This is a genomic window from Roseobacter sp. TSBP12, assembly GCF_009129705.1.
GTDB lineage: Bacteria > Pseudomonadota > Alphaproteobacteria > Rhodobacterales > Rhodobacteraceae > Celeribacter > Celeribacter baekdonensis_A.
Map to the genome: position 1 here is coordinate 1 of NZ_PYIB01000029.1, position 17,941 is coordinate 17,941.

Consider the following 17,941-nt stretch of genomic DNA (forward strand, 5'->3'; position numbering starts at 1 on the left):
CGGCGAGATGGTGTTTGAAACCTTGGGCGCGGAAAACACCCATGTGCTGCACCGTATTCACCGCCAAACCCAAGACAATCCAATCCTCGATCTGGCCCATGCTCTGGCCGATCCGCAGTTGGGCTTTGATCAGTTTGACCGTATGATCCAAGAGGCCGCCGCGCGCGACGAGCGGGTGGTCTATGCCAGCCGGGTCGAAAGCGATCTGATGGCGCGCTCGCCCGTTCTGGTCTGGCGCAATGCGACCCGCATCCGGCTGATCCAAGCGTTTCGTAATGTCCATGACGCACCTGTCGATGCGCTGTTGCCCGGCGAGCCTTTGATCTGTGACGGTATCGAATTACCCGCGAAACATCGTAAAAAACGGTTGGACCTTGAGGCGCGAGGCTTGATCAAAGGCGCGCAGGTCGTCTACCTCGGCCCAGGGCGCAAACCCGGCTTTTCGCGCCTACATGTGATCGGTGCGGAGGATCCGAATATCTCGGCGGCCTCCATTGTTAAAATCGAAATTCCCGATGAAGAAGAACCGTTTATCCCCTATGCCGCGCGCATGGGGGCGGCGTTTTTGCATGGAGCGGCCGTGACGATTCACAAGGCGCAAGGCTCGCAATGGGACAGCGTTCAGGTCTTTGCCCCCGACATTATGGCGGCGGCGCGGGCGGGTCGGATGGAAGCGGGGATACCGCTTTGGAAACGGCTGACCTATGTTGCCATCACCCGCGCCGAAACGCGGCTGTTGTGGGTGACGATGGCGCGATTGGCCAAACCGACCGCGCCGCTGTCTGTTGCGGATTTGACCGCCAAAGAGGCAGCGCCTTTGACGCTTGAGGCACAGGCCGACGCGCTGCTGTAATCAACGGCGCAGGATGCGAAACGCCTCTGAGGCCCCCCAGCCAAACAGCCCGGCAATCGCCAGCGCCATCACGCCATAAATCAACGCATGTTGATAGGCCAAATTATAAAGCCAGCGCTCAATGCCAACTTTTTGCACGTTGATCGTAGTGCCATAACTGTCGATCACCTCACCGCCACGCAGCAAAAAGATCCGCGTGGTGTAGCCGCCTTCAACGATATTGGAGGGCAGCGTGATCGAGGTTTGGAACAGCGTGTCTTCGCTCAGGGTGACCACGCCTTCGCGGGTGCGGTACAGGTCATCCGCCTTGCGCAGCCGGATCAAAGCCTCGCGCGCCGGAAGCCCGCGCATTCCGGGCAAAATCCGTTTGTCGGCGGTGATTTTCCAAAGACTGTCGGTCAAGGGCGGCAGTATATCGGCCAGCTCCCGCGTCGAGGTGACCGTGTAAAAGGTGGGCGTGTGGCCAATCACCTGTGCCTCGACGTTGATCCAAATACCAAAACGGCGGTCTTTGCGGCGGATGGTTTCGACCTTTTCAGGCCCCGCGACGGTGATGATGACATCGAGCGGCTCTCCCTCCGGCGTCGGTCGGTTGCGCTTCACAGCCCCAAAAATCAAAATTTCAGAGCCGTCAAAATTGGCCGTGATGGAAATCCGGCTTTGGCTCAGCGCGGCGACGACTTCTTCGGCACGGCCCGCACCGGGCAGCATCAACAAAGCGAACAGCAGGGCAAAAACGCGCGTCATCATGCCCCCAGCGAGTAGAGTTCTTTGGGCGGCAACAACAGATCGAAACCCAGTTTGAGACAGACGGCCAGGACCAAAAGCGCAAGCCAAATCCGCAATTGCTCGGCCTTCATTTTCAGCCCGATTTGGGTGCCGATTTGCGCGCCAATGACGCCGCCGACCAGCAACAGAAACGCCAAAAGCACGTCCACCGTATGGTTGGTATAGGCGTGCAGCAATGTGGTGAACCCGGCGGTGAAAATGATCTGAAACAGCGAGGTGCCGATCACAACCTTGGTGGGCATTCCAAGCAGATAGATCATCGCAGGCACCATGATGAACCCGCCGCCCACGCCCATAACCGCGCCCAACATGCCCACCATCATGCCCACTGCAATCGGCGGAATGGCGGAGATATATAGCCCAGAGGCGCGGAACTTCATCTTCAGCGGCAGATTGTGAACCCAAAGGTGTTTTTTACGCTCCGGACGACCACCGGGGCGGCCCTTGGCGCGTTTGATGGCGCGGATGGATTCGATCAGCATCAGAAAGCCGATAATGCCCAGAAATACCACGTAACAAAGGGTCACAAGCAAATCGACCTGACCCATGGCTTTGAGCATGTTGAAGATCTGAATGCCGATGGCGGAGCCGACAAGGCCGCCGCCCAATAGCACAAGCCCCATCTTCAAATCCACCGTCTTGCGTTTGAAATGGGCAAGCACACCGGAGACCGAGGAGGCGACAATTTGGTTGGCGGAGGTGGCGACGGCCACGGCGGGTGGGATGCCGACAAAGAACAGCAGCGGCGTGATCAAAAATCCGCCGCCCACACCAAACATGCCCGACAACACGCCCACAATCCCGCCGATGCCGAGCAGGGTGAAGGCGTTCACCGAAACTTCTGCGATGGGGAGGAATATTTGCATGGGGGACTTTCGCGACGTCTTTCTTCAGCAATGCAGTGATTTGGCGCGCGCGTCAAATGATCCGCGGCGTATGAGACAGAAAAGCGGACCCGAAGGCCCGCTTTCGTGTCATTTACGGATGCTTATCGCTCTTTCACGTAGGGTGTGCCGCCCGCGCGTGGCGGGATGGCTTTGCCCACAAAGCCCGCCAAAATGATCACCGTCAGGATGTATGGCAGGGCCTGCATGAACTGCACGGGGATGGTGAAATCTCCCATGGTGATGGATTGGTAACGGTTGCCAATGGCCTCCAGCAGGCCGAACAACATCGTGGCGGAGAGCGCATACCAAGGCCGCCATTTGGCGAAAATCAACGCAGCCAGGGCGATGTAGCCGCGTCCTGCCGACATGTCTTTGACGAAACCCGCCGCGAGAGAGGCAAGGTAAGTGCCGGCCATGCCGCACAACACGCCCGCGATGACCAGTGCCGCAAAGCGCAGTCTGACCACCGACACGCCCGCCGTATCGACCGCTGAGGGGTTTTCCCCCACGGCGCGCAGGCGCAGACCAAAGCGGGTACGATAAAGCACCCACCACGACAGTGGCACAGCAAGCAGCGCCATATAGGTCAATGCGGTGTGGCCAGAAATCAGCTCATGGTAGAGAGGCCCGATGAAGGGCACATTCGCCAAGGCATCGGAAAACGGCAGGTTCCATTCGCCAAACCGCGCATCCGTGGGGAGCGAGGGCGTGCGTCCGCCGAGCTTAAACCAACTTTGGCCCACGACAACGGTCAGACCGGCGGCGAGAAAGTTCAGCGCCACGCCGGAGATCAGTTGATCGCCTTTGAAGGTGATCGAGGCCAGCCCGTGGATCATGGAAAACGCCAAAGACCCGGCCACGCCTGCCAAAAGGCCGATCCAAATCGACCCGGTGACAGAGGCCGCAGCCCCGGCCAAAAAGGCCGCCGCCAAGAGTTTGCCCTCAAGCCCGATGTCAACGACGCCTGCGCGTTCGGAAAACAGCCCGGCGAGACAGGTCAAAAGCAAAGGCGTGGCAAGGCGCACGGTGCTGTCGAGGATTTGGATGATCGTGAGATAGTCCATGCTCACGCCTCCTTTTTCTTGTTGAGGGCGATGAACAGTTTTTCAAGCGGCGCGCGCACCATATTGTCGAGCGCGCCGGTGAACATGATCACCAAAGCCTGAATGACCACGACCAGTTCGCGCGGGATCGATTCCCAAAATGAGAGCTCGCCGCCGCCTTGGTACAAAAAGCCAAACAAAAGCGCGGCCAAGACGATCCCGATCGGGTGGTTGCGACCCATCAGGGCCACGGCAATGCCAATAAAGCCCGCGCCCTCGACCGCGTTGTCGATCAACCGTTCGGCCTCGCCCATCACGTTGTTGATTGCCATCAGGCCGGACAAAGCGCCCGAGATCAGCATGGCGATGACGACGATGCGCACCGGTTGATGCCAGCGTATTTCGCCGCCGTTTCCGATTGGCCATAGGCGCGGATTTCATAGCCGAGCCGGGTGCGCCAGATCAGGAAATAGAACCCAACAGCCGCCAAAAGCGCGATCAGGAAGGACACGTTGACGGGGGCGTTTTTGTTGAACTCGATGCCAAAGGGCGCCAACATTTCATGGAAAGTCGGCAAATGCGCCCCAGCACCAAAACGTGCGCTTTCCGTCGACATGGACCCCGGAACTTTGAGGTAATTCAACAGGATGTAGCCGATTAGCGCGGAGCCGATAAAGTTGAACATGATGGTGGTGATGACGATATGGCTGCCGCGTTTGGCCTGAAGATAGGCGGGGATAAACGCCCAAGCTGCGCCAAACACAGCGCCACCGATCATCGCCGCAGGCAGGGCAATCGCCCAATGCGGCCAAGGCACATAAAGGCACACAAGTGCCACCCCCAAACCGCCCAATGCGGCCTGACCTTCAGAGCCGATGTTGAACAAGCGGGCGTGATAGGCGACGGCGACCGAGAGGCCGGTGAAGATGAAATTGGTGGTGTAATAAAGCGTGTAACCGATGTTGTTTGAGTTGCCAAACGCGCCTTGCACCATGGTTTTGATAGCCATCACCGGGTCTTTGCCGATGGCCATGATCACGAGGCCCGACAGCAAAAAGGCCAAGAGGATCGAGATCAACGGAATGAGGACGGCGTCCGCCCATTTTGGCATTTTGTTCATTGACCTGCCTCCCCCGGGTTTTCTTCGGCAATCCCGGCCATCATCAGGCCAAGCTCGCCTTCATTGGTCTCAGAGGGCAGGCGTTCGCCCATGATCTTACCGTCAAACATCACCGCAATCCGGTCACTCAGCGACAGGATTTCATCGAGTTCCACCGACACCAATAGGATGGCTTTGCCCGCGTCGCGCAGATGTACGATCTGTTGGTGAATGAATTCGATGGCGCCAATATCGACCCCGCGCGTCGGCTGGCCGATCAACAACAGGTCGGGGTTGCGCTCGATTTCGCGGGCCAACACGATTTTTTGCTGGTTGCCGCCGGAAAAACTTTTGGCCTCCAGCTTGGGGTTCGGCGGGCGCACGTCGAATTTGGTCATGCTCTCTTGGGTCATTGCCTTGATTGCGGCATTGTCCATCAAAAAGCGGTTTTTTTGATATTCAGGTGCGTGGTGATAGCCAAACACCATGTTTTCCCAGGCTTGGAAGTTCAGGATCAGCCCCTCATCATGCCGGTCCTCCGGCACATGCGAAATCCCGCGGGCACGGCGCGATTGGCCGTCGGAGTTTTTGCCCGTCAGGTCGATCTCTTCGCCGTTGAGACGGATCGTGCCCGTGCCGTTTTGATAGCCGCCCAAAACCTCCAATAGTTCGGTTTGACCATTGCCCGCCACGCCACAAATCCCAAGGATTTCACCGGCGCGCACATGCAAATCAATGCCTTTTACCCGTTCCACACCCTGCTCATCAACAACATGCAGGTTTTCAATTTCCAGAATCTGCGCGCCCGGTGTGGCGGGTTTTTTCTCAACATGAAGCAAGACTTTGCGCCCGACCATCAGTTCGGCCAGGTCTTCGGGGGTGGTGTCGGCGGTCTGCACTGTTGCGGTCATCTCCCCCCGGCGCATCACGGACACCGTATCGGTGATCTCCATGATTTCGCGTAGTTTATGGGTGATCAAGATGATGGTTTTGCCCTGTTCTTTCAGCCCTTCGAGAATGCGAAACAAATGGTCCGCCTCGGCTGGGGTCAGCACCCCAGTGGGTTCGTCCAAAATCAGGATGTCCGCCTGCCGATAGAGCGCTTTGAGGATCTCAACCCGTTGCTGATGGCCCACAGAGAGATCTTCGATCAAAGCGTCTGGATCGACTGAAAGTTGATATTCATCAGAGAGTTGCTTTAAAAGTGTGCGGGCTTTCGCCAGCGAGGGTTTGAGCAATCCGCCATCTTCTGCGCCCAGAATGACATTTTCGAGTACGGTGAAGTTTTCGACCAGTTTAAAATGCTGGAACACCATGCCGATGCCAGCGGAAATCGCGGCTTGGCTGTCGGCAATCTGGACCTCTTGGCCCTTGATGTGGATCGTCCCCGCATCGGCTTTGTAAAAGCCATAGAGGATCGACATCAGCGTGGATTTTCCCGCGCCGTTTTCGCCGATGATGCCGTGGACCGTGCCTTTTTTGACCGTGATCGAGATGTCCTTATTGGCCTGAACCGGGCCAAAGGCTTTGGAAATCCCGCGCAGTTCAATCGCTGGCGCGTCAATGGGGGCGGTGGAAGCGGTGGGGGCGGCAGTTGCCTGCCGCCCCGCTTCAGACTGGACGCTCATGCGACAGCTGCCCTTAAAACGCCGGGCAGGATTCGTCGGACATGTAGTCGTGCACCACAACTTCGCCGGAAATGATTTTTGCGGTGGCCTCGTCGATGGCCGCTTTCATCTCAGGCGTGATCAGGGCAGCGTTATATTCATCCATCGCAACGGCAACACCGTCGTTGGACAGGCCCATGACATTGATGCCAGTCTCAAGGTTCTCGCCTTGGGTGAAGGCATCATACACAGCGTTGTCGACGCGTTTGACCATGGAGGTCAGAACCGAGCCGGGCTGGAGGTAGTTTTGGTTGCTATCGACGCCGATGGACAACATGCCCTCATCGGCTGCGGTTTGCAGAACACCAAGACCGGTCCCGCCAGCGGCTGCGAACACAACTTCAGAACCCGCGGATTTTTGCGCACGGGTCAATTCGCCGCCCTTCACCGGATCGTTCCAAGCCGCAGGCGTGGTGCCGGTCATGTTGACGATGACCTTGCCTTCAGGTTTCACGGATTTGAAGCCTTCGGCATAGCCACATGCGAATTTGGAGATCAGCGGGATGTCCATGCCGCCCACAAAGGACACGGTGTCGCCTTTGGCGGCATAAGCTGCGGCGATCCCGGCCAGGTAGGAGCCTCTTGTTCGTTGAACACCACGGAGCGCACGTTCGGCGCATCCACGACCATGTCAATGATGGCGAATTTGGTGTCCGGGAAATCGGCGGCAACGGTTTCAAGCGCGGTGGCGAAGGAGAAGCCTGCCATCACGATCGGGTTAAAGCCCTTTTCAGCGAAGTTGCGCAGGTACTGTTCGCGCTGCGCGTCCGATTGCAGCTCGACGTCGCGGTAGCTCCCGCCCGTTTCCTTGGCCCAACGCTCGGCACCATTAAACGCGGCTTCGTTGAAAGATTTGTCAAATTTGCCGCCAAGGTCAAAAATGATCGCCGGATCGGCCAAAGCTGCGCCAGAGGTCAGGGCCAGAGCAGCAGCTGCGCCGAGGAGTGTTTTGGTCAGGGTCATGGGTATCTCCCGTTGGGTATTTAAACTATTGGGGCAGTCCCTCGTCTGAAAACAAGTCACATGCCCATGGAGCGAGCAAATCGTCTCGCAGTATAGCGAGATTAGGGCGCGTCACAGAGGGAGGGTCAATACACATTTTACCATTTTTGACCGTTTGGTCGCGCAATGGAGGGAGATTGGGCATTCCAGCGCTTTGTGACGTGGGGTCACGTATGTTTTAGAGGCTTGGACAGGACCAATGCGTCGATTTTCTCATTCTTGGAGGTGGTGTAGTAGTGCGGACGCCGACCAGATTCGCTATAGCCTTCGGAAAGATAGAGCGAAATGGCGACGGTGTTATTCTCCGCCACTTCCAAGAATGACATCAAGGCGAGGCGCGATCTTGCCTCTTCCTCATAGGCGCGCAACATCACCCGGCCCAAGCCACGGCCCCGTGCTTCGGGATGGACGGCGAGGGTCAAAACTTCGGCCTCATGGGCGGCATAGCGTCCCATGATGAAAGAGGGGCCATCGCCTGTGATGATAAAATTCTCGCGCATAGACAAAAGCCCCGCGAAGTCTTTGGCAGACCATGGGCGGGGCGTTTGAAAACTGGCAGAGTGGAGCGCGGCAAGCTCCTCGGCTGTCATCTCAGACACTTAGGCCGCGACGGGGCGCACTTCGAGCACCTCGGGGATGTAATGGCGCAACAGGTTTTCGATGCCCATTTTCAACGTCAGAGTCGAGGAGGGACACCCGGCGCAAGCGCCCTGCATATGCAGGTAAACGATGCCGCGATCAAAGCCATGGAACGTGATGTCGCCGCCGTCCTGGGCCACGGCGGGGCGCACACGGGTGTCGAGCAATTCTTTGATCTGTTTGACGATTTCGCCGTCAGGGCCGTCATGGTCGGCGTGGCCGCCTGCGGCGCTGGCATGTGTGTCCATGACCTGCGCGCCGGATTGGAAATGTTCCATGATCGCGCCAAGGATGGCGGGTTTGATATGGTCCCAATCTGTGGCGTCCTCTTTGGTCACGGTGACGAAATCGGAGCCCAAAAACACGCCGGTGACATTGCCGACCGCAAACACACGCTGCGCCAATGGCGATGCAGCGGCAGAGTCTGCTGTGGGAAAGTCTGCAGTTCCGGCCTCAAGCACGGTCTGACCGGGCAAGAATTTCAAGGTTGCGGGGTTCGGTGTGGATTCGGTCTGAATGAACATTTCGGATATTCCTTAGGATCATAGTCGGATATGCGCGTTCGGACCGCAAAAGTCAAGTTTTAGAATGATTCTAACAATGCGCTTGGTCAGAACGCCTAAATGATCTGTTGCTGCAACTCGATCTCCGCAACCCCCGGCACATGCCAAAACGCCACAGCCTCGGGACCAATCTGGGCCAAAACCCGCGCCAAATCGCGGTGGCTTACATGCCGCCATAGGGCGTACCCCGTGGCTTCGATCACATTGAGCGGCGTGATATTGAGCGGCATGATATTGTGGGCTTGGCGCAACTCCTGCGCCTCGCGGATCATCTCTGAACGAGAGCCAAAGGGCAAAGGCACTGCGTCGACATTCCAGCCATAGACCAACATCGCGCGCAAGCTGGAGGGCAAGACATCGCCAAAGGCAATCACCTGCGGCGGGGTCAGGCGGCGGCGAAACACATGTAGCACGCCGTCGACCACAGTATAGGCCATCTTGTCACTCTCAAGAACCGGTCCCATGCGGTCCTTTGCATCCTTGAGAAAGGATTTAAACTCTTTTTCGGAATGTCGGTACGTCCATGGCATCGACATCTCAGGTCACCGCCTCCAACCGCTCTTTCGACATCTCGCCGGGCACAAGCGTCATCGGGATCGGCAAAAAACCCGCCTGTTTCATCATCGCCGAAATGAGCGGACCGGGGCCGGATTTCTCTGTGCCCGCGCCCAAAACCAACACGCCGATGGATGGGTCTTCCTTGATTTGAGACAGGATTTCATGCACCGCTTCGCCTTCGCGGATCACCAATTCCGGATCAATGCCCTGTCGGTCGCGCATCCATTTGGCGAAGACTTCGTAATGGGCGATGATGCGGTCACGGGTCTCTTCGCGCATCAAATCCGCGACACCGATCCAATGGTTGAATTCCTCGGGCGGAATGATTGAGAGGATTGTCACACCACCGTTCGATTTCGCGGCGCGCATCGCCGCAAACCGCATGGCATTGAGACATTCGCGACTGTCATCAAGGATGACGAGAAACTTGCGCATACTGGCCTCTTTGAGTGGCGCCCGATCTTTGGGCTTTGCCGGATGATGACCGAGCTACGCGCGCGACGCAACCGCCAGTGCGCGATACAATGGAGGGATGATCCCCAAAAACCCCCGGCTCCTAAGAGCCGAGGGTCAACGGGTGCTGATCTGTCGGGGAAACGGATCAAGCCGCGCACATCACGCGCAAGGGCATGCGCTTTGGCGGGGACGGGCCATGATTCTGATGCGCTGCAAGCCTAACTTAGGGCAGGTTTGAATCCCTTCTGTGACATCAGAGCCGCGTTTGCGCCGCTCATCGGCCAGTTAACCCTATCGTGATTTGAGCTTTGCCGCATGGGTCTGTTTTGTGCCCACAACGCACAAAAGACGAGGACATTCACATGAGCGATTTGAAAAGACGTAAGTTTTTGGCGCTGAGCTTCGCGACGCCCTTTCTCGCCAAAGCCGCCTTTGCCCAAGAGATCGGGTTGACCCTGCCAGATGAATTGCAAGCGCCTCAAAATGCCCGCCGCAATATCTCAAGTTTTCGCCGGATTGATTGGCACGAGCATTTCGACAGCTTGGGAAAGGGTGCGATTGTCGCCGATACGGTGAGCCGTGCTCTGCATTTTTGGGCTGCGGATGGGTCGTATAAACTTTATCCAACCTCGGTGCCGATCTCTGAGGAACTGACCAAACGCGGCTACACAGAGGTGATCAAAAAGGTGGAGGGGCCGACCTGGACCCCGACGCCGTCGATGCGCGAGCGCGACCCGAGCCTGCCGGTCACTGTGCCCGCCGGACCGCAAAACCCGCTTGGCACCCATGCTTTGTACCTGTCGTGGCAATATTACCGCATCCATGGCACCCATGACACACGCAAGATCGGGCGGCGCTCGTCGGATGGCTGTATCGGCCTCTATAACGAGATGATTGCCGATCTCTACCCCCGCGTGGCAGTGGGCACACAGGTGAAGCTGGTTTGAGGTTTTGGACCGCAATGAAAACGAAAAGGGCGCCTCATTGGGCGCCCTTTTGTTTTGAGTGGGACGCGTTGTTTAGCGCACGAAGCCCATGATCTCAAAGGTCTTATTGAGGATCGGCTGGGCGATCTCATTGGCCTTGTTCGCGCCTTTCGCCATGATCCGGTCAATCTCTGCCGGGTCATTCATCAGGCGTTTCATTTCGCTTGAAATCGGCGCGAGTTTTTCGACCGCAAGCTCGGCCAGATCGGGTTTGAACTTGCCCCACCCTTGGCCGCCATAGACCGCCAAAACCTCTTCGCCAGTCATATTGGACAGACCCGCGTAGATGTTCACCAGGTTGCGCGCGTCCGGGCGGCCCGCAAGGCCTTCCATCTCTTCGGGCAACACATCCGCATCTGATTTGGCCTTTTTGAACTTTTTCGCAATCGTGTCGGCGTCGTCGGTCATATTGACGCGTTCCATGTCTGATTCACCCGATTTGGACATTTTCTTGGTCCCATCGCGCAGGTTCATCACACGCATCGCCGGGCCTTCGATCACCGGGATGGTTTCCGGGAAGAAATCGACCTTGTAATCGTGGTTGAACTTGTTGGCGATGTCGCGGGTCAATTCGACGTGTTGCTTTTGATCCTCGCCCACGGGCACATGGGTCGCGTGATAGAGCAAAATATCCGCAGCCATCAGTGAAGGATAGGCATAGAGCCCAAGCGACACGTTTTCGGCGTTTTTACCCGCCTTGTCCTTGAACTGCGTCATCCGGTTCATCCACCCGACGCGGGCGACACAGTTGAGCAGCCAACCGAGCTCCGCATGGGCCGACACACGAGACTGATTGAACAAGACCGATTTCTCCGGGTCGATGCCCGCCGCAAGGTAGCCTGCGGCCACTTCACGGGTCGCATGGCGCAGATCCTCGGGGTCTTGCCAAACAGTGATCGCGTGCATGTCCACCACGCAATAGATGGTTTCGAACTCACCGCCCTGCATATCTACGAAACGCTTGATCGCGCCCAAGTAGTTGCCGAGTGTGAGCCCGCCCGAAGGCTTGATCCCCGAAAAAACACGGGGGGTGAAGGCGAGCTTCTCCATCTGGAACTCCGTCACTGGATTGTTAGGTGATCATCGCTTACCTATGCAGGACGAACGCGTCAAGGAAAGCCCCCGAAAATGAATGACACCCCCTCCGAGCATCGTCCCGAATTGCCGTTTAACACTTTGCCGCCTGCGGTGGTGGCGCTGGCTTTGGTGCTGGGTGGCATCGAGGCGCTGTTTCAAATCGGCTCTTATGGCATCATCGGTGGTCCCGATGCGGTGGGCTGGCGGATTGCCGCAATGGAGGATTACGGGTTCTTTGACACCGTTTTTGAGGCGATGCGCACGCAAGGCACTTGGCCGCTTGAGCATGTGATCCGGTTCCTGAGCTACGCATTTGTGCATTATTCCTTGACCCATGCGCTGATGGCGATCGTCTTTATTTTGGCTCTGGGCAAAATGGTCGGCGAGACCTTTGGCAATGTCGCGGTCTTCGTGATTTTCTTCGCCTCGACCCTGTTCGGCGCGCTGATCTATGGTCTGGTTTTAAGCACAGCTCAGCCGCTTTTGGGCGCTTACCCTGCGGCGTACGGTTTCATCGGTGCCTACACGTTTATCCTCTGGCTTGGCCTTGGTCGGATGCAGGAAAACCGGATGCGGGCCTTCACCCTGATCGGATTGTTGATGGGGCTGCAATTGGTTTTTGGCCTGTTGTTCGGCGGCTCTCTCGATTGGGTCGCAAAACTCGCGGGCTTTGTTGCGGGCTTTGGAACGGCGGCGCTTTTGGTGCCAGGGGCTTTGGGGCGGATTATCGCGCGGTTGCGGCGGCGTTAACCGCCGCATTCGCATCAATTTTGCCGTTTGACCGCGCCTTTTAGTTCGACAAATCGCACCGCGCCAATCGCTTGGGCCAAGGCGAAATAGCCTGCGATACCAAGGCTAACCAAGATCAGCGTGCCAAGCCCGCGCGACAGCTCGAACACGGGTGAGAGCGCAATATTGGCACCATAAAGCAGTGCGCCCATCATCAGAGAGGCAATCAGAATACGCGGCGCGCGCCGGACCAGACGCGGGTCTGCATGAACCTCGACACCCATATCGGACTTGCCAAACCACAACAGCGTGACCATGCCCCAAGCGGCGAATGTGGTCGCGACCGCCGCCGCAAGATAGCCGATGAAAAAAGACAGGCCGATGGCCGCAGCCGCATTGATCACCATCGAATAAAGCGCAAAGCGAAACGGGGTTTTGGTGTCTTCGCGGGCGAAATACAGCGGCTGCAACACCTTTTGCATCACAAAGGCCGGAAGGCCGAGGCCGTAAATCGCCACCGCATAGGCAGTCTTATGGGCGTCTTCCGGTGTGAAGGCACCGCGTTGAAACAAAAACGAAATCAACGGCTCAGGGATCACGATCAGCGCAATCGCGGCGGGCACGGTCAGCAACAGCGCAAATTCAAACGCCCGGTTATAGGCATCGCGCGCGCCCTGTCCGTCGCCCGCCTGAAGCCGTCGCGACAGGTCCGGCAAAAGCACAACGCCAATGGCAATGGCGACAACGCCCAAGGGCAGTTGATACAGCCGATCCGCCAAATTGAGATATTGCAATGCGCCAGCTTCGGAGAAAGAGGCGACTTGCCGCCCGATCAACAGGTTGATCTGAACCACGCCGCCCGCCAAGGCGGCAGGACCCGCCAAAAGAAACAAACGTTTGAGTTCGGGCGTCAGACGCGGCAGGCGTGGGCGCAGGCCAAACCCCACCTTGGCCGCCGCGCGCCAGACCACGACAAGCTGCGCCAAACCCGCCACAGGCACGGCCCAGATCAGCGCGCGATCCACCGGCCAGCCCAGTTTGGCCGCCGTGATCATCGCGACCGAGAGCACAACATTGAGCAAAACCGGGGCCGCGGCCGCGGCCGCGAAGCGTCCGGTGGCGTTTAAAATCCCCGAAAACAGTGCGCCGAGTGAGATGAAGACCACATAGGGAAAGGCGATCCGTCCGAAATCCACCGCCAAATCAAACCGCGCATCGCCAATGAACCCGGCGGCCATGGCCGCGACCAAAGCAGGCATGAACAGTGTTGCCAAAAGCGTCAAGACGATCAGCACCGTGGCAAGGACCGAGAGCGTGTCCTCGGCAAAGCGTTTGGCATCCCCTTCGGCAGCCCCTGTGGTCTCAAGTTTCTTTGAGAACAGCGGCACAAAGGCCACGTTCAACGTGCCTTCGGCGAAAAAACGGCGGAACATATTGGGCAGGGAGAAGGCCACGACAAAGGCTTCCGCCGCCGGTCCCGCGCCCAAATAGGCCGCGATCAACGCGTCGCGCACAAACCCAAGCACCCGGCTCATCAAGGTCCAGCCACCCACGGTCACAAAGCCGCGCACAAGACGAATGGGTTTCATGCGCTGCGCGCCCGTTCCGCGCCCTGATCAATCGCTTCACGCAGCTTCTTTTCTAAGGTGCGGCGTTTGGATTCGCTGTGGAATTTCATTCCGAACATGTCCTTGACATAAAAGACGTCCACAACCTGTGCGCCATATGTGGCGATCTGAGCGGTGGCGATGGAGACGTTGTTGGCGGCCAAAACGCGGGTCAAATCGTACAAAAGACCGGGGCGATCACGGGTGTCCACTTCGATGATGGTGAAGATCTCCGAACCCTCATTGTCAAAGCTGATGGAGGTCGGCACCCGGAATTTGCTTTCGCGTTTCTTGATTTTGTCACGGGAATCGAGCGCCTGACGCGCGCCCATTTCACCGCGCAAAATCTTGTCGATCATCTGGCGCAGACGCGGCAGGCGGGCCTGTTCAAACGGATTGCCATCGTTGTCCTGAATCCAAAACACGGCGGTCGCATAGCCATCTTTCGAGGTATAGGTGCGCGCGTCCACGACATTGGCGCCAACCAAAGCCAAAGCGCCAGCAAGCCGTGAGAAAATGCCATGATGGTCCGTTAGCGCGAAACAGGCACGGGTGGCATCGCGGTCCTCATCGGGGTGAAGATCAGCGCGGATTTCATCGGCTTTGATGCCCTTTAAAAGCTCGGCAAAGACCAGATGCGCGGACAGAGGCAGGCCTTGCCAATAGGGGCCATAATGGCGCTGAATTTCTTTGCGCCGTTCGCTCGCATCCCAATTCGACAGTTTGTCGCGCAGAACCTTTTTCGCCTCACCCTCGCGTGCGTCGCGGTTGACCTCTTCCAGCCCGTGTTCCAGCGCATAGGCCGTCTGCGCGTGCAAGTTGCGCAACAACACCGCCTTCCAATTGTTCCACACATTTGGGCCAACGCCGCGAATGTCACAGACCGTCAGCACGGTCAAAAGATCAAGCCGCTCGCGGGTTTTGACAGCCTTGGCAAAATCGCGCACCGTGCGCGGATCGGAAATGTCACGTTTTTGCGCCATGTCCGACATCAACAGGTGATAGCGCACCAGCCATTCCACCGTCTCGCATTCCGCCGGTTTTAGGCCAAGCCGCGGTGCCACTTTGCGCGCAATCTGTGCGCCGATGATCGAATGATCCTCGGGACGGCCTTTGCCGATGTCATGCAACAACATCGCAACGTAAAGCACTTTGCGATTGACGCCAGCCTCCAGGATGCTCGTCGCCAAAGGCAGCGGGTCGGTCAACTCGCCGCGCTCGATTTGCGCCAGATTGGAAATCACCTGAATCGTGTGCTCATCCACCGTGTAGCTATGATACATGTTGAATTGCATCATTGCGACAATGTACTGAAACTCCGGGATAAACGCCCCCAGAACGCCCAGTTCGTTCATCCGGCGCAGCGCGCGTTCCGGGTTGCCGTGTTTGAGCAGGAGATCCATGAAAATCCGCTGTGCTTCGGGGGTGTTGCGCATCTCATTGTCGATCTTATCGAGATTGGCCGAAATCAGCCGCATCACATCCGGGTGCAACAGATAGCCGGTGCGCAGCGCCTCTTCAAAGACGCGCAGGAGATTGAGCTTGTCCGCCAAAAACGCCTTGCGATCGAGGACATTGAGCCGGTTGTGGACCAGCTCATATTGCTCGTCAATCTTGCGCCGACGTTTGAACAGCCGTTGCAGTGCCGGTTCCTGTTTGACGTGTTGCGCCTCAAGTGAGGTCAGGAAAATCCGGGTCAATTCGCCGACGCGGGTAGCATGGCGAAAGAAATCCTGCATGAAATGTTCGACTGCGCGGCGACCGGAATGGTCGATATAGCCCAACCGATCCGCCACCTCGACCTGCAAATCAAAGGTGAGTTGATCCATAGGGCGTCCGGCGATCAGGTGCAGCGCATTGCGCGCGGCATAAAGAAAGGTTTCGGCCTCCTCGAACTGGCGATACTCCTCGGCGGTGAACACGCCCGCTTTGACCAAATCGGCGGTGTTGCGCACGCCGTGGACGTATTTGGCGATCCAAAACAACGTATGCAGATCGCGCAGCCCGCCTTTGCCCTCTTTGATATTGGGTTCCACCACATAACGCTGCCCGCCCTGTTTGCGGTGGCGTTCGGCGCGTTCTTGCAATTTGGCTTCGATGAATTCGCGCGCCGTGGTGCGAAACAATTCGTCGCGCAATTTTACATGGAGTTCAGTGGCCAAATCTCGGTTTCCCGCCAAATAGCGCAGCTCCAACATCGCGGTGCGAATGGTGAAATCTTCGCGTCCCAGACGGATACAATCGCGGATCGTGCGGGTGGAATGGCCGACTTTGAGATGCAGATCCCAGAACATATAGAGCATGCTCTCGACCAGACTTTCGATCCAGCCGCTGATTTTATGGGGGGCCAAAAACAACAGATCGACATCGGAGTGCGGCGACATTTCGGCCCGCCCATACCCGCCCACGGCCAAAATCGCGATGCGTTCGCCTTCGGTCGGATTGGGGTTTGGGTGCAGCTTGGTTTGCGCCGTGAACAACACCGAGGTGACGAGGCAATCGGTAAGCCAAGCGTAGGACCGTACTGCCGGGCGGGCATTACGCGGGGCTTCGGCAATGGCGGCGGCAATGGTGGCGCGGCCTTTGTCTTGCGCCGCATTGAGGACGCTCACGGTGGCTTTGCGCAGGGCCGCCGCATCTTTTGCCCCCACCCAAGCGGCATCCAACGCCTCCGCCACGGCGGAGACGTCGAAAATTGCCGTTTCAGAGCAAATCAGGCTGCCGGCCGGGGCCGGAACAAAGTCAGCAAGGGCGGGGTCGTTAGAAGCCAGCGCCCGCGAAGGATCTTGGTGCAGGGTCAATCTCGATTACCTGATTGTTTTGGATGGTCGCCACGGAGAGGCCGCGTTCGTTGGTCCCGTCGGGCAGAAGTCGGAAAATCCCGTTCACACCGACAAAGCCGGAGCCGCGGGTCAGGCCTTGAGTGGTGAGAGCGTTTTGGTTGCCGGACTGCACCAAGGCTCCAATTGCCGCAATCCCGTCATAGGCAAGGCCCGCCAAAGCATGTGGTGCTGTGCCGTATTGGGCGGAGTAGCGGTTGGAAAAGCTGTTGACGAGGCGTTGGTCTGGGATGGCAAACCAGCTGTCTTGCAGACCTGGCAGGCTCAGCGCGGAGGCGGGGAAATTCCAGCGTTGCAGGCCGATGAATTGCGGCTGCGGCGATTTGATGCCGTTTTCCGGCAACATCTGCGCCAAAAGCGGCATGGCGCCGTCATTGCCCGAGGTAAAGAAAATCGCATCCGCACCAGAGCTGCGCGCGGTGGCGGCGATGGGACGGATGGATTGCACTACCCCCTGTTGGCTCAACTCAAAGCTCTGTTCTCCGGCGAATGTCGCACCTTCGCGGGCGATGGCGGTTTTGATCGCACTCGCGCCGGAATTCTCCGCCGGGCTTTGGCCGTTCACAACCATGATCCGGGTTTTGCCATTGGCCTTGGCATAGGACACAAGACGGTTGGCCGTGTTGCTAAAGGTATCGCCGAGGATAAAGACGTTGCCGCCTGCAATGTCCGGATTGTTGGAGAAGGACAAGACATTGATGCCCGCGTTGGCGGCCGGAATGCCCGCCAGTTTGGCCGAGCCGCCGTACACCGGACCAAGGATGATCTTGGCCCCGTCTTTGACCGCTTGCGAAGCGACCGCCGAGGCACGTTCGGCTTGACCACCGGTGGCATAGACCCGCAAATCAATCGTCACGCCCTGAAGATCCGCCATCGCCAAACGAGCCGCGTTCTCCAGGGACTGCGCCAGGGCAACGTCGCCGCCCTGTTGCGATTCGTAAGGCACCAAAAGTGCGACCGGCACGGGTTTGCTTGTGTTGATGGTCGGACCGCCACCAACCTGAAGCGCGCCGGGGTCACAGGCGGCAAGGGCGGTAAAAGACAAAGCCAGCGCAAGTTTCTTGATGGACTTGCGGGCGGCGCTTAGAACAGCGAACATAGGGGAACCTCACTCCTGACGGCGAACTCTTGGTAACTTGGGTCTTT

General features: G+C 57.9%; 15 protein-coding genes and 2 pseudogenes. 3 read left to right on the forward strand and 14 right to left on the reverse strand.

What is annotated here, in order from left to right:
* Positions 1-853, forward strand: an 853-nt coding sequence (locus tag C8029_RS09540; RefSeq protein ID WP_193217630.1) for an ATP-binding domain-containing protein, incomplete at its 5' end; no start/stop codon positions are given.
* Here C8029_RS09540 and C8029_RS09545 read toward each other — a convergent pair.
* The 10 genes and pseudogenes from C8029_RS09545 to C8029_RS09590 all read right to left on the reverse strand — a co-directional run bounded on the left by C8029_RS09545 (position 854) and on the right by C8029_RS09590 (position 9,535).
* Positions 854-1,603, reverse strand: a complete 750-nt coding sequence (locus tag C8029_RS09545; protein WP_152002817.1) for a TIGR02186 family protein — start codon at positions 1,601-1,603, stop codon at positions 854-856.
* On the reverse strand, positions 1,600-2,508 hold the full coding sequence (locus C8029_RS09550; protein ID WP_009573363.1) for a sulfite exporter TauE/SafE family protein: 909 nt from the start codon (positions 2,506-2,508) through the stop codon (positions 1,600-1,602). The genes C8029_RS09545 and C8029_RS09550 overlap by 4 nt, the downstream gene beginning before the upstream one ends.
* Before the next feature lie 122 nt (positions 2,509-2,630).
* Complete coding sequence (locus C8029_RS09555) at positions 2,631-3,593, reverse strand: ABC transporter permease (protein ID WP_009573362.1); 963 nt, start codon at positions 3,591-3,593, stop codon at positions 2,631-2,633.
* A 2-nt stretch (positions 3,594-3,595) separates the two neighbouring features.
* Positions 3,596-4,692: pseudogene (locus tag C8029_RS09560) on the reverse strand (ABC transporter permease).
* The gene (locus tag C8029_RS09565) at positions 4,689-6,299 is read right to left on the reverse strand and encodes an ABC transporter ATP-binding protein (protein ID WP_009573360.1); all 1,611 of its coding nucleotides are present in this window, start codon (positions 6,297-6,299) and stop codon (positions 4,689-4,691) included. Before C8029_RS09565 ends, C8029_RS09560 begins: the two are co-directional and overlap by 4 nt.
* Positions 6,300-6,312: 13 nt before the next feature.
* Positions 6,313-7,301, reverse strand: a pseudogene (locus tag C8029_RS09570) (BMP family lipoprotein).
* A gap of 206 nt (positions 7,302-7,507) precedes the next feature.
* A complete protein-coding gene (locus tag C8029_RS09575; RefSeq protein WP_009573358.1) occupies positions 7,508-7,930 on the reverse strand; it encodes a GNAT family N-acetyltransferase in 423 nt (140 codons plus the stop codon).
* Between the two features lie 9 nt (positions 7,931-7,939).
* Positions 7,940-8,503, reverse strand: coding sequence for a NifU family protein (locus C8029_RS09580; RefSeq protein WP_074642619.1), 564 nt, complete (start codon positions 8,501-8,503; stop codon positions 7,940-7,942).
* Positions 8,504-8,598: 95 nt separating this feature from the next.
* Positions 8,599-9,078, reverse strand: a complete 480-nt coding sequence (locus C8029_RS09585; protein WP_152002818.1) for a DUF2267 domain-containing protein — start codon at positions 9,076-9,078, stop codon at positions 8,599-8,601.
* A 1-nt stretch (position 9,079) separates the two neighbouring features.
* Complete coding sequence (locus tag C8029_RS09590) at positions 9,080-9,535, reverse strand: universal stress protein (RefSeq protein ID WP_009573355.1); 456 nt, start codon at positions 9,533-9,535, stop codon at positions 9,080-9,082.
* Positions 9,536-9,918: 383 nt separating this feature from the next.
* On the opposite strand from C8029_RS09590, the gene C8029_RS09595 reads away from it, so the two are divergent.
* On the forward strand, positions 9,919-10,503 hold the full coding sequence (locus C8029_RS09595) for a L,D-transpeptidase (protein ID WP_009573354.1): 585 nt from the start codon (positions 9,919-9,921) through the stop codon (positions 10,501-10,503).
* A gap of 72 nt (positions 10,504-10,575) precedes the next feature.
* Here C8029_RS09595 and trpS read toward each other — a convergent pair whose 3' ends face one another.
* The gene (gene trpS / locus C8029_RS09600; RefSeq protein WP_009573353.1) at positions 10,576-11,592 is read right to left on the reverse strand and encodes a tryptophan--tRNA ligase; all 1,017 of its coding nucleotides are present in this window, start codon (positions 11,590-11,592) and stop codon (positions 10,576-10,578) included.
* Positions 11,593-11,670: 78 nt separating this feature from the next.
* Between trpS and C8029_RS09605 the strand changes: the two genes are divergently transcribed.
* Complete coding sequence (locus C8029_RS09605; RefSeq protein WP_009573352.1) at positions 11,671-12,369, forward strand: rhomboid family intramembrane serine protease; 699 nt, start codon at positions 11,671-11,673, stop codon at positions 12,367-12,369.
* Between the two features lie 14 nt (positions 12,370-12,383).
* Here C8029_RS09605 and murJ read toward each other — a convergent pair whose 3' ends face one another.
* From murJ to C8029_RS09620, 3 genes are read right to left on the reverse strand one after another with little or no spacing between them, the layout of a single operon-like run.
* Complete coding sequence (gene murJ / locus C8029_RS09610; protein ID WP_152002819.1) at positions 12,384-13,937, reverse strand: murein biosynthesis integral membrane protein MurJ; 1,554 nt, start codon at positions 13,935-13,937, stop codon at positions 12,384-12,386.
* Positions 13,934-16,756, reverse strand: a complete 2,823-nt coding sequence (locus tag C8029_RS09615) for a [protein-PII] uridylyltransferase (protein ID WP_009573350.1) — start codon at positions 16,754-16,756, stop codon at positions 13,934-13,936. The genes murJ and C8029_RS09615 overlap by 4 nt, the downstream gene beginning before the upstream one ends.
* Complete coding sequence (locus tag C8029_RS09620) at positions 16,716-17,894, reverse strand: penicillin-binding protein activator (RefSeq protein ID WP_009573349.1); 1,179 nt, start codon at positions 17,892-17,894, stop codon at positions 16,716-16,718. Before C8029_RS09620 ends, C8029_RS09615 begins: the two co-directional genes overlap by 41 nt.
* Between the last annotated feature and the right edge of the window lie 47 nt (positions 17,895-17,941).